This is a genomic window from Pedobacter borealis DSM 19626, assembly GCF_000708285.2.
Classification (GTDB): domain Bacteria; phylum Bacteroidota; class Bacteroidia; order Sphingobacteriales; family Sphingobacteriaceae; genus Pedobacter; species Pedobacter borealis.
This window is the reverse complement of record NZ_JAUG01000001.1, coordinates 190,958-202,646: the sequence shown is the minus strand read 5'-3', so window position 1 is coordinate 202,646 and position 11,689 is coordinate 190,958. Positions and strand designations below refer to the sequence as shown.

At 37.8% G+C, this 11,689-nt stretch carries 11 protein-coding genes; 3 read left to right on the top strand and 8 right to left on the bottom strand.

Features of this window, described 5'->3' with window-relative positions; genetic code table 11:
• Window positions 1–197 precede the first annotated feature (197 nt).
• From porN to AW17_RS00855, 8 genes are all read right to left on the bottom strand, one after another.
• The gene (gene porN, locus AW17_RS00890; protein ID WP_029274190.1) at window positions 198–1,112 is read right to left on the bottom strand and encodes a type IX secretion system ring subunit PorN/GldN; all 915 of its coding nucleotides are present in this window, start codon (window positions 1,110–1,112) and stop codon (window positions 198–200) included.
• Window positions 1,113–1,119: 7 nt separating this feature from the next.
• Complete coding sequence (porM, locus tag AW17_RS00885; protein WP_029274189.1) at window positions 1,120–2,652, bottom strand: type IX secretion system motor protein PorM/GldM; 1,533 nt, start codon at window positions 2,650–2,652, stop codon at window positions 1,120–1,122.
• A 42-nt stretch (window positions 2,653–2,694) separates the two neighbouring features.
• Window positions 2,695–3,498, bottom strand: a complete 804-nt coding sequence (gene porL, locus AW17_RS00880; RefSeq protein WP_029274188.1) for a type IX secretion system motor protein PorL/GldL — start codon at window positions 3,496–3,498, stop codon at window positions 2,695–2,697.
• Window positions 3,499–3,538: 40 nt separating this feature from the next.
• Window positions 3,539–4,864, bottom strand: a complete 1,326-nt coding sequence (gene porK, locus AW17_RS00875; protein ID WP_029274187.1) for a T9SS ring complex lipoprotein PorK/GldK — start codon at window positions 4,862–4,864, stop codon at window positions 3,539–3,541.
• A gap of 225 nt (window positions 4,865–5,089) precedes the next feature.
• A complete protein-coding gene (locus tag AW17_RS00870; RefSeq protein ID WP_029274186.1) occupies window positions 5,090–5,860 on the bottom strand; it encodes a uroporphyrinogen-III synthase in 771 nt (256 codons plus the stop codon).
• Window positions 5,861–5,874: 14 nt separating this feature from the next.
• Window positions 5,875–6,858, bottom strand: a complete 984-nt coding sequence (locus AW17_RS00865; RefSeq protein WP_029274185.1) for a DUF4271 domain-containing protein — start codon at window positions 6,856–6,858, stop codon at window positions 5,875–5,877.
• A 102-nt stretch (window positions 6,859–6,960) separates the two neighbouring features.
• Window positions 6,961–7,557, bottom strand: a complete 597-nt coding sequence (locus AW17_RS00860; protein WP_029274184.1) for a mobile mystery protein B — start codon at window positions 7,555–7,557, stop codon at window positions 6,961–6,963.
• The gene (locus AW17_RS00855; protein ID WP_029274183.1) at window positions 7,548–8,006 is read right to left on the bottom strand and encodes a mobile mystery protein A; all 459 of its coding nucleotides are present in this window, start codon (window positions 8,004–8,006) and stop codon (window positions 7,548–7,550) included. Before AW17_RS00855 ends, AW17_RS00860 begins: the two co-directional genes overlap by 10 nt.
• 148 nt (window positions 8,007–8,154) lie before the next feature.
• Here AW17_RS00855 and hemW point away from each other — a divergent pair, with 148 nt between their 5' ends.
• From hemW to AW17_RS00840, 3 genes are all read left to right on the top strand, one after another.
• The gene (gene hemW, locus AW17_RS00850) at window positions 8,155–9,288 is read left to right on the top strand and encodes a radical SAM family heme chaperone HemW (protein ID WP_029274182.1); all 1,134 of its coding nucleotides are present in this window, start codon (window positions 8,155–8,157) and stop codon (window positions 9,286–9,288) included.
• Between the two features lie 97 nt (window positions 9,289–9,385).
• Window positions 9,386–10,168, top strand: a complete 783-nt coding sequence (locus AW17_RS00845) for an SDR family oxidoreductase (protein WP_029274181.1) — start codon at window positions 9,386–9,388, stop codon at window positions 10,166–10,168.
• A gap of 702 nt (window positions 10,169–10,870) precedes the next feature.
• Complete coding sequence (locus AW17_RS00840) at window positions 10,871–11,656, top strand: DUF3050 domain-containing protein (protein ID WP_029274180.1); 786 nt, start codon at window positions 10,871–10,873, stop codon at window positions 11,654–11,656.
• Window positions 11,657–11,689 lie beyond the last annotated feature (33 nt).

The following is an 11,689-nucleotide window of genomic DNA, read 5'->3' as shown; positions in this document are numbered from 1 at the left end:
CTAAAAAGATGCTGAAATAAATTCAGCAGGACGATAAAGCTGGATTAGGCGTGTATAAGATATGATTTTCAGCTAATAATTATCGAACTCAGGTTAGTAAGATGCCTCACTTCACCTTTCTTACCAGCGCTTCTGTTTGCAATGACAATATGACGTTAACAAAAAAGGCTCCGATTTATCGAAGCCTTTTAATAAGGCTAGTATTCCCAAAGACCTTGTTCGTAATCAAGAACAGATTTCTTAATCCTTTCTGATTCGTACAACCTTTCTCTAGGATCGGTAATAATATCCCTGATCTTAATGTCACCAGGATTTGACTCTTTTACAATATAGCTACTGAATAAGCGGCGGATAAAGAAATCATCAAAACTTAATGAAGAAGCATCGTTATTGGTATTGATTAAACGTTTCTTCGTTAAAATCTCTCTGGCCTCTGGATAGTTTACCCAAAATACCGGTTGCCATTGTTTAGCAACCTCGTTGTATTTTAGAGGTGCAATACCTACAATACGCGGTTCGAAAACAGAACGTTTGGTATCGAAAATCCAGTCTTCTTTAATTCTGAATTTCAAGAATAATTCCGGATTAAAATCATTAACCACAGTAGTAACCGTTCCGGTTTTGTTGTTCGAAACCTCTGCTGTTCCTAAAGCCGATTTGGAAGCAGAATCTGCCGACATTGGATTAAGAAAAGCATCATCTTCGTTCAACGCACTATCAATTGGTGAATACGCTGTTAATTCGTCTTTTTTAATTGCCGCAATTAATACATCAATTAATCGAGATTTAGGCGATTTTAAGGCTGAGTTAACCGTATCACGCAAATCAATTTCTCTCCAAATCCGTTTTGCATAAAAAACATCCTCTTCCCTCACATCTGCCAAAGGAACCATTTCAGTACTGTCAATGTCCTTACGAGCATAAAAACCATCTTTAGGTGGTACCTTAAGTTTCTTTTTAGCTGTTTTAACAGGGGCTTTCACCGTATCTGCCACAGGAGGTGCGGCAACTACTGGCGCAGCTTTCTTCGGCGCTAACTTGGTTGGCTTTTTTTGTGCAAAAGCAAACGAGGTTAACAAAACTAAAATAGCAATACTTAAAATCCTTTTCATCTTCTTCTTATTTTACACTAAACGCTAATGAAGGCAAAATTCTTTGACGACCATCTGGCCCTACAGAAACAATATCTTCAAAAAACACCCTTGTACCAGGCGTAATCGAGTTTATTGCACCCTTAACCGCACCTGCAAAACTTCCACCGCTACCAGGAATGGTAACAGCATCAGAACGAGGTTTGATAATGGTTAATTTATAACGTTGTATTTTAAATTTAACATCGAAAGGGAAATCATCCAGATCTGCTTCAATTTCAGTTTCGCTTTTTAGCTGTACTGAAGCTACATCACCTCCTGCGCGGCCACCAACCTTAGCTACCGGAGCAGGGATAGCTTTAACCCTGAATTTTTGTGAGCCTAAGCTAACCGTTTTACCAGCGTTATTTGCGGATACATTAATGGATACTTCCTGACCAACCATGCTTCCCGGAACGTTAACATTATAGTTTCCGTTACCACCAGACATTGAACCTCCTGAAATGGAAGCACGAACACTCTCTAATGGAAAACCTGCCGCCGATACCGTAAATGGATTAGCAATACCTGCATAAATTACATTCAGTTTGGTTGAAGAAACAGATGCTGAAGGTTTCGCTACCTGATAAGTTTGTGGTTGAGTTTTATATTCTTTTACCTGACCATCGGTTTGGCGAACACGAACAGTACCGACCCAGGTAAACTGGCCAACGCTACTTGTGCCACCGCTATAAGTTCCTTTACCATCTTTAACGGATAATTTACTTCCATTAACGGTAATATCAGGAGTTGATCTCGAATCGCTGGCTGTTAAAAATACCTCAGCAGTATACGGCTGACCTTGGATTACGTAAGAAGTAGGTGCTACTGCAACTGCTGCAAACTGATCCAGATTAACCTGTGCTTTATCCATATTTCCGAACAATTTCTTAACTATTTCTGCTTCAGCATTTTTTGTATCTGTTTGCAGTTTGGTTAAAATCGTCATTGCAGCAGTTAATGGCGTTCCCTCACCAAAATATGTTTCCTGCCAATTTCCTTTTCTTTTTCTTACAGGATCTTTAGCTTCTAGAGAGAATGAAACATTCGCTCTATCAGCCGGGTCTAACAAAGAAATTAATTTTTCGCGTGTGGCATTAATCCTCTTTTTCAACTCATCTGCTTTCTTTTGATTGATCATGATATGCTGTGCAATATCCTGATTTGATCTATTTACCAAGTCGCCAGTTTCCTGATCAATTCCATCACCTGCCTGGGTAAATTCTTTTTTAATGCTTTCAATATAATTATTCAAATCATCAGCCGCCTTCTGTGCCTGTTTTGCCTTATCGTAAATTGGCTGTGCACGGGCTGGCTCTTCTTTCAACTTCGAATTTTCGAAGGCAGAAAATAACTGATTAATACTTGTATTTACATTGTTTTTAGAAGTATCCAAACTATCGTTGATATTTTTGAATGCATCTAAAATGGTATCTGATACGTTTAAGGCGAGCATAGCCAACAATACCAAATACATGATATTGATCATCCGCTGCCTTGTTGTTTCTTTTCCGCCTGCCATGTTTGATGTAGCTTTTCCTTTAAAAATTAAAAACTAAACAAATTATACACGTGGGCCGTTCATAGCCGATAACATATTGCCATAAATTGCATTAAGCGATGATAGGTTTTTAGCCAACTTATTCACCTCTTCTTTAAACTGTTTCGAATCTTCCATCGATTCGTTAAAGTTCTGCATGGTTAACGATAAGTTTGAATAGAATTTATTCATCGATTTTAGATGCGCACTAGAATCTTGTAATTCTAATTCATATACCGCATTTAAAGCTGATAAATTTTTAGCCAAATTGTTAACCTGATCGTGGTAAGCCTGAGAATCTACCGTGCTCTCGCCCATTGCTTTCAAATTAGCCGTGGCTTTATCAAAAGATGCGCTAAGGTTATCGAAACCAGCTGAAGCTGTCTTAATTTTTCCAGTAAATTCGTTAGTTGCGGTAGATGCATCTGCAACATTAGAAATCGTTGCCACTTTATCGCCAAAAGTACGCAAACCTGCCCCTAAACTTTCGATCAATTCAGGGCCGATTTTAGCATCTGATAACATTTTATCTAAGGCCGCCGTGTTCGATGCGGTTGCTGCAACTGGTCTTGCTGATGCAGTTGGTAATTCTCCTTTAAAATCTGGTTTTAATTCAGGATATACTCTTTCCCAAGCTGGTTCTGGCTCTGGTGGAAAAAACCCTGTTAAAAAGAATAAAATCGCCTCTATTCCAAGACCAAGCCCGATCATATAGCTACCTACAATTCCACCGATGTGTAGAATTTTAAATAACGCTCCGATAATTACAATACTTGCTCCCCATGAAATCGCTACGTGTAACCAGCCTGGTTGTTTCTTTGCTGCCATAAAATTTTGATGTTTTTCTTTAGTTTTTAGTTTGTTTGGTTTAATGTCTTAAGTCGGTACCAGGATAAGATGAAACGCATCTGAAACCAATGTATGATCTTTGTGTGTCCTGATACTCGTATGTTGCAACTGCATTTTGTAAAAAGTAGCCGGTATCTTTCCACGATCCGCCTTTTACTACTTTACGTTTTTTATATTTGCTATCATTTGCTCCTGCATCATACGTAAAATTCGGGTTCAAATCGTGCAATAATGGGCTTGCGCCTTTATTGTAAGCAGTTAATGTCCATTCAGAAACATTACCTGCCATGTTGTACAAACCATAATCATTAGGGAAATACGATCTAACACCTACCGTATAAATACCACCGTCGCTTGAATAATCGCCACGACCTGGTTTAAAGTTAGCCTGTAAACATCCTTTTGTGTTTCTAATGTAAGGACCTCCCCAAGGATATTTTGTTTTGGTGTTGCCGCCTCTTGCTGCGTATTCAAATTCAGTTTCGGCTGGTAATCTATAGTCTGATCTAGATCCTACGGGCAATTTTCTTGCTGTAGCAACTCCATCGTACAATCTTGTTCTCCAATGAGAGAATGCTTTTGCCTGCTCCCAGCTTACACCAACTACGGGATAATCATCGTAAGAAGGGTGGTTGTAGTAACCACGTACCATTGGGTCGTTTTGTGAGTATGAATAATCTGTTTTCCATACCATGGTATCAGGGTAAATAGCAACGTTATAACGATCGATATAATCCTGGCGTTTGCTGTTTGGGTCTTTATGCCCTAAAGCAGCTTTCTCCATATTTAATTCGGCATAAGAATATTCGAATTTACGAACATCCAGTTCTTTTTTTCCAGGAAGTGCATCTAAACCTGAGTAATACATCCCATCTAGTTGACTCACTTGGGCAGCTGCTGCTCCTTTTCCTTTATTACGCCAAATGTTGGCACCGTTTGGTCCAACTTTTTTCCAGTCAATGTATTTATCTCCACCAACAGCATTTGCGGCATTTCCTTTGGGTGTAACCATAAATTGTTGAGGATTGCCCATCATCACAATTGCAATCGAATCGCGTACCCAGTTGGTAAACTGGCGGTATTCTGCATTGGAAATCTCGGTCTGATCCATAAAGAACGCGCTAATGGTAACCATTTTACTTGGCCCATTCTGAGAAAAAGTAATATCTTCATCCGATCCTCCCAGTGGGGTATGCCCTGGCGGCACATAAACCATTCCTAGTGGGATTCTATCGTTTTTGAATTTCCTGTTATAAGCACCAACCAGCTCGCCTTGGCCGCCATGACCACAGCTTGCTAGCATTACAGTTATACCTACAATAGCTAGAAGGTAGATTTTCTTCATATTTTTTATAGTGTGCACAGCACGATTAGGAGCAATTTTATCAAAAATCACTGAAATTATCAACAAAAGCAAATATTTTACGTTAAATCATTACTTAAAGGCAATTAAAGTTAGATTAACAATTTTCCAACAACCTTGTATTTTGTTTAATAATATGCGTAACTCTCTTACTAACAGTAAAGTTACGCATTTATTGTATTGACTTAAAATAAATTATTTATCGTATTATTTATTAGATATTTTGATGTAATTCTCAATAGCCATCGTCATTGATGGAACGCCTGGGGTTGGCGCAGCTATATCCACTATCAGGTCCATATCGGTACAAGCCTTACTCGTGTTGGTTCCAAAAGCAGCAATCCGGGTATTATTCTGTTTAAAATCAGGAAAATTTTTAAACAACGACTGAATACTTGATGGGCTAAAAAATGCAATAACATCGTAGAATACTTCAGCTAAATCAGATAGATCGCTCACTACGGTTCTAAACAAAACTGCAGGGGTAAAATTATACCCACTTTTTTCCAAAAACTTCATCGTGTCTTCGGTAGCCATATCAGAGCAAGGATATAAAAACTTCTCGTTTGCATGCTTCTTTAGCACCTCTGCTAAATCTGCTGCAGTTTGTTTACCAAAAAAGATTTTACGCTTCCTGTACTGGATATACTTCTGCAGATACAATGCAATAGTCTCAGACAGACAAAAATATTTCAGTTCTGCCGGCACTTCATAACGCATTTCTTCACAAATTCTAAAAAAATGATCCGCTGCATTACGGCTGGTAAAAATTACTGCCGTAAAATCCGCCAGGTTAATCTTATCCTTTCTAAAGTCTCTTGCGGGCACACCTTCAACATGAATAAAGGACCTAAAATCAACTTTTAAGTTGTGTTTTTTGGCCAAATCGTAGTAAGGAGATTTTTCTGTTTCAGGTTTTGGTAAAGTAACCAAAATACTTTTTACTTTGCGGATTCTAGAGTCGTTCTTTTCTTGCATTTTCCTTTTTCCTGCTACAGTCCTATCGTTTTAATTAGTATTAGGATAGGACATATTTCGAGGGCGCAAAAGTACAAAAATAAATGCATTCTAGAAAACTTATTATTAGAAAGTATCGTTATACCTGCCCGCAATAGCTGAAAAGCAAAAATAATGCCTAACAGTAAGAATGCCAACACGATATACACCCCACCGTATTTAAGTGGCGATAAGGCGAAAGCAACTACTAAAGGAATAAATAGTAGGGATGCATTGAAGTAACTGAGGTACAAAATTGAGATGTATTCGCCCACCGGTTTCTGCACATTAAACAGGTAGCCCAAAAAGCGTAAAAGAACCAGTTTGAGGGCATAAAAAACAATTATAGTGATCGATATACTAAAAAAGAATTTAAACCCATCTTTAGCCTGATACATATCATTCCACTGCGCTACCAGAAAAAAGAACATTCCGAAAACGAAACCAAACTGCACAAAAAGCAGCAAAAATGGCCACGAACTAAACAGGTTATCCTCCTTGTTAATATTGTTTAAAATCCTGTTGCTGAAAAACGATTGAACGATTGCCGATAATTGTTTCGAAAAAGCATTTTTTAGAATGGCAAAGATGATAAGCATGCCAAAAATAAATCCAAGCAAACCAACATTGCCTTTTGGGATTCTTGTCCCTAGTTGATAGGGATTTGCCTTTTTCTTTAAGTGCTGGTATTTCTTTTGCCAGGCCAGTAGATCGAGTTTAGGAAAAAGATATTCCTTTTCAATGGCATCAAACAGAGCCCCCTTGTTAATTAAACTATCAGGAAGCACCCAGGTATGGTGAACAAGCGAATCGGTCGAAAATTTCTGTCTGGCAAGGGTTGCCGAATCGGGCCGGTATCTTCGATATTGATATTGATATTGATTTACAGCTATGCTATCTGTTTGAACAGGAATTTCTTGTGCTGCTACAAAATTAGCAGACCATATAAACGCGAACAAAAAGAAAATAAATTTCGGCATGCTGTAAATCAAAACTTAAGGATGCAAAAGTAGTCGAATAATCATGGTTTACCTAAAGAAAATAAATGGATTTAGGATAAGTTACCTCGCTCCCTGTACTTGCTACGATCTGGCAAACCGAAGAAGCGCTTCATAATTACCTGAATCTGCCAATTTCAGCGCATTTAGATATTGTTTTCTATTCTCACTTTCTTTTGAAAGATTTCCGGCACCCCACGTAAATACTGGTCTATCAAATATCATTTCAATAATCATATCAGCCATTAAGCGGCTATGCCTTCCGTTCCCATTAGAAAAACAATGAATACTTACTATACGATGTTTAAAACGTATAGCAATTTCATCAGGAGAATAGGTACTGTTTTCAATCCAAAACCCCGCATCCTCCAGCAAATTCTTTAATTCAATAGCAACCTGCCATCTATCTACCCCAATATTTTTGTTTGTTTTGCGAAAAGCCCCCGTCCAAAGCCAAACATCTTTATACATACGTTTATGTACATTTTTAATAAAGGATTCAGTAAACAGTTTATCAGATTTAATTTTTTTTCCGATGGACCATTTTATGGCTTCCTCAATATTTTGTTGTTCAAACTCATCAAGTTCCTCTCTTGTAGCAATGGTAGAAATAAGCAAACCCTCTTTTTCATCCTCATCCAAAGGGGTTTGTCCATCAATATAAATTAAATCTAATCCCATAAAATTTTAGGCATTTCATTTTTAATTTCTTCCGTTCTTTCAATTATCGCTTTTTTGATCCTTTCTTTTGAATTACCCTGATCTTCTAATTTCATTGTGTTTGAAGTTCGAAGTACAATTTTCGTAGCCAGTTCATTGGCTTTTTTTTCAATCATGGCTTCCAATGATCCATCTTTAGGCACAAAGCCATAAACCAGTTCCATATCTAAAACTCTACCTAATTCCCTTAGAGATTTTATAGTTATCGAACCGTCTGCCTCTCTTTTTTCGATATCTAAAACCGCTTGTTTACTTACTGATAATTTATTGGCCAATTGCTGCATAGACATACCGAGTGTGTTACGAATGGCTTTAATCCAACCACTTGGCGGAATCGCAATCCTGCTTAAAATGGCAAAACTTAAAAGCTTGCCATTTAGTTGTTGTAACATTAATGATTTCTTTCCCATAGCATTTATAGTAAAGTAATAGCTTTACTTAATCAACACAAAAGTAAAGCTATTACTTTACTTAATCGATTCCCATTAATCGTTATATAAACTAATTGCTTATTATTTATAACAATAAAGAAAAATTAACTTCGCTATCTTTGTATCAATGTCCGGTATCTATATTCATATTCCTTTTTGTAAAAAGGCTTGTTACTATTGCGATTTTCATTTCAGCACTTCTTTAAAATATGCTGATGAAATGGTTGATGCGATCTGCAAAGAGATCAAAATGAAAAAAGATCGGATTGGCGGACAGGTTGGAAGCATTTATTTTGGCGGCGGAACACCTTCCATTTTATCACAGACAGCTTTGCAAAAGATTTTTGATGCCATTAACCACACTTTTTCGGTCGATGCAAATGCCGAGATTACCATCGAAACCAATCCCGATGATTTAACCGCTCAGAAATTAAAAGAACTGAAACAATTGCCCACTAACCGCTTTAGTGTGGGCATCCAATCTTTTTATGATGAAGATCTGATCTGGATGAACCGGGCACACCAGGCCCAAGAAGCGGAAGATTGCATCAGAAGAAGTCAGGATGCCGGTTTTGAAAACTTAACCCTCGATTTAATTTATGGTTATCCTTTGCTTACCGATCAAAAATGGTTAAGTAATATACAAAAAGCTATTGAGCTTGAGGTTCCACATATTTCGGCCTATGCCCTAACGGTAGAACCCCGGACGGCTTTAGCTCATGCCATTAAAAACAACAAACAAACTCCTGTAAACGATAATCAAAGTGCTGCTCAGTTTGTAATTTTAATGGATAAACTGATTGATGCCGGATTTGAACACTATGAAATTTCGAATTTTGCCAAACCGAACCATTATGCCGTGCACAACACCAATTATTGGAAAGGCGTAGATTACATTGGCATAGGTCCATCGGCACATGGCTTTAATGGCCAGAACCGCTATATGAACCCCGCCAATAACGCCCTGTATATGGAAACGTTAGGCCATAACAAACTTCCTGAAATTGTTGAAGAACTGAGTTTAAACGATAGATTTAACGAGTACATCATGACTTCGTTAAGAACGATGTGGGGAACTGATTTACAAAAAATAAATACCGATTTCGGGAAAGATTTTTTAGCGGAAACAAAACGCAACCTTAAAAATTTCGGGGATAAAGATTGGCTACTGATTGACGGAGATAAGATTTGTTTAAGTCAAAACGGAAAATTATTTGCTGATCATATTGCTTCGGAATTATTTATAGTAGTAAATGAATGAGTGAATTGAGAAGGATTGAATTAGAGAATGGCTGATTTAGCCGGTTAACAACATTCACTCATTCAAAACTCAGTCATTCAATAATTAATTAAAATATATGTCAAAAATTGTATGGATTACAGGTGCATCATCAGGTATTGGTGAGGCCTTGGTATATGAATATTTTAAAGCGGGCAATAAACTGATCATCTCTGGAAGAAATCGCGATGAGCTATTCCGTGTAAAAGGAAACTGCCAAAATTCTTTTAATATACATGTTTTACCATTCGATTTAAGCGAAACGGCTACACTCGAAAACAAAGCTGCCGATGCCATCCGTATTTTTGGAAAAATAGATTTACTGATCAATAGCGGTGGTGTAAGCCAGCGGAGTTTAGCGCTCGAAACCAACCTGCAAACAGAACAACAAATTATGGATACCAATTTCTGGGGAACAGTTGTACTGAGCAAAGCAGTTTTGCCTCTGATGATCGCTAACGGTGGTGGACAGATCGTTGTAATTAGTAGCCTTGTCGGGAAATTCGGCACGAAATTCCGCTCTACTTATGCGGCATCAAAACATGCGCTACATGGCTATTTCGATTCGCTCCGATCGGAAGTTTACGATAAAAACATCGATATTACCATAATCTGTCCAGGTTTTATCAAAACAAATGTAACCTATAATGCGCTTACCGCAGATGGTAAGCCCTTAAATAAAATGGGTGATGCACACGAAAATGCCATGACACCTGCCGAATGTGCCAAACAAATTGTAGTGGCTGTAAGCAACAAAAAAGAAGAGGTTTATATTGGCGGAAAAGAAACCAGAGCAGTATTATTGAAACGCTTTTTCCCTAAGCTTTTTTCTAAAAAGGTAAGAACGGCGAAGGTTAATTAGAGAAGCGTTTTGAGGTTGGCGGTAAGCGTGACCAGCGAAGTTTATAAAGACCTGTAGTTAGGTAGATCCTTTAAATAGACCCGATTAAAGTGGCATCCTTTTGGCGCTCATTCTGAGGGTTAATTATTGTATAAAATCAATATAAATGACATATGGATAAAGCAGGTGAAATAGTCTCGAAGTATCGTCATTTCGACCGCAGTGTTCCAAAGGAACTCCTTTGGAGGAGAAATCTTTTAAATCTGATTCAATAACTTGGTACAAAGATCTCTCCATTTCGCTGCGTTACAGTCGAGATGACGATCATTAAAAAACTATGGTTATTTTTTTATCGCAAATACTGAAAAGACACCGAAAGATATCCTTATTAAAAACATATATTACGTCCTCTGTGATTATGACAAAACGTTCTTCATTAATAGTGAGGACGTTTTTTATTTAATTGTCAGCTGTTTATAAAGTTTTAGTTTTTACAAAGGTTACTGTTCTTACAACTTTGTTTTACACTTAACTTTACAGCGTAAAGTTGACGACTTTATGAAAGCAAACTACCGCGAAAAATACATGCAGTGGAAAGAAGAGCTTGCAATTAAAAGAGCAAGTAGAGCACTAGAAAAGAATTTACCAAAATAAGAACAAAAGCTAACGGTTGGATAATGAGGTTTGGACACCAAACGCCTAGCTCCAAACACAAAACTCAATATGCATCCTAACATTATAAAAATCCAGGAAAGAATAGCGCCACTTAGGCAGGAAATTATTAACCACAAAGTTTATTCGGCCATTAGTGAAATAGAAGATCTTCAGGTTTTTATGGAACACCACATTTTCGCCGTCTGGGATTTTATGTCGTTGCTTAAGGCCCTACAAATTAATTTAACCTGTACTACTTTGCCATGGTTCCCGGTAGGCGATCCTGTTACCCGGCAATTGATCAATGAAATTGTGGCCGGTGAAGAATCGGATGTAGATGCCAATGGAGCCATTAAAAGTCACTTCGAGCTGTACTTAGATGCCATGGATCAATGCGGCGCCAATACCAAACCCATCAATATCTTTTTACAGGAACTAAAAAACGGGAAAAGTTTTAATGAAGCTTTCACAAAAGCGGATGTTCCCGCAGCGGCAAAGGATTTTGTAAATGCGACTTTTGAAACCATAAACAGTGGAAAAACACATTTACAGGCCGCAAGTTTTACCTTTGGTCGCGAGGATTTAATTCCAAACATGTTTTTTAGCATGGTAAATGACCTGAACAGTACCCGGGCTGATAAAGTTTCGATTTTTAAATATTACCTGGAGCGCCATATCGAAGTAGATGGCGATCACCATAGCCATTTGGCGCTCTCTATGACAGAGAAACTTTGTGAAAAAGATGAGGCTTTTTGGGCTGAGGCAGAGGAAACCACAAAACAGGCACTACAAAAAAGGATCGATCTGTGGGACGCTGCCTATGCCGAAATTGTTAAAAATAAAGTTGAGGCGTAATTATTAAATTGTTAAGTATTTACTAATTTTAGA

Excerpts from the sequence above, each read along its gene's own strand:
- AW17_RS00860 (WP_029274184.1), bottom strand. The coding sequence starts at position 7,557 with ATGGGATTAGATTTAATTTATATTGATGGACAAACCCCTTTGGATGAG.
- AW17_RS00840 (WP_029274180.1), top strand. The coding sequence starts at position 10,871 with ATGCATCCTAACATTATAAAAATCCAGGAAAGAATAGCGCCACTTAGG.
- AW17_RS00845 (WP_029274181.1), top strand. The coding sequence starts at position 9,386 with ATGTCAAAAATTGTATGGATTACAGGTGCATCATCAGGTATTGGTGAG.
- hemW (WP_029274182.1), top strand. The coding sequence starts at position 8,155 with ATGTCCGGTATCTATATTCATATTCCTTTTTGTAAAAAGGCTTGTTAC.
- porN (WP_029274190.1), bottom strand. The coding sequence starts at position 1,112 with ATGAAAAGGATTTTAAGTATTGCTATTTTAGTTTTGTTAACCTCGTTT.
- AW17_RS00870 (WP_029274186.1), bottom strand. The coding sequence starts at position 5,860 with ATGCAAGAAAAGAACGACTCTAGAATCCGCAAAGTAAAAAGTATTTTG.
- AW17_RS00855 (WP_029274183.1), bottom strand. The coding sequence starts at position 8,006 with ATGGGAAAGAAATCATTAATGTTACAACAACTAAATGGCAAGCTTTTA.
- porL (WP_029274188.1), bottom strand. The coding sequence starts at position 3,498 with ATGGCAGCAAAGAAACAACCAGGCTGGTTACACGTAGCGATTTCATGG.
- porK (WP_029274187.1), bottom strand. The coding sequence starts at position 4,864 with ATGAAGAAAATCTACCTTCTAGCTATTGTAGGTATAACTGTAATGCTA.
- porM (WP_029274189.1), bottom strand. The coding sequence starts at position 2,652 with ATGGCAGGCGGAAAAGAAACAACAAGGCAGCGGATGATCAATATCATG.
- AW17_RS00865 (WP_029274185.1), bottom strand. The coding sequence starts at position 6,858 with ATGCCGAAATTTATTTTCTTTTTGTTCGCGTTTATATGGTCTGCTAAT.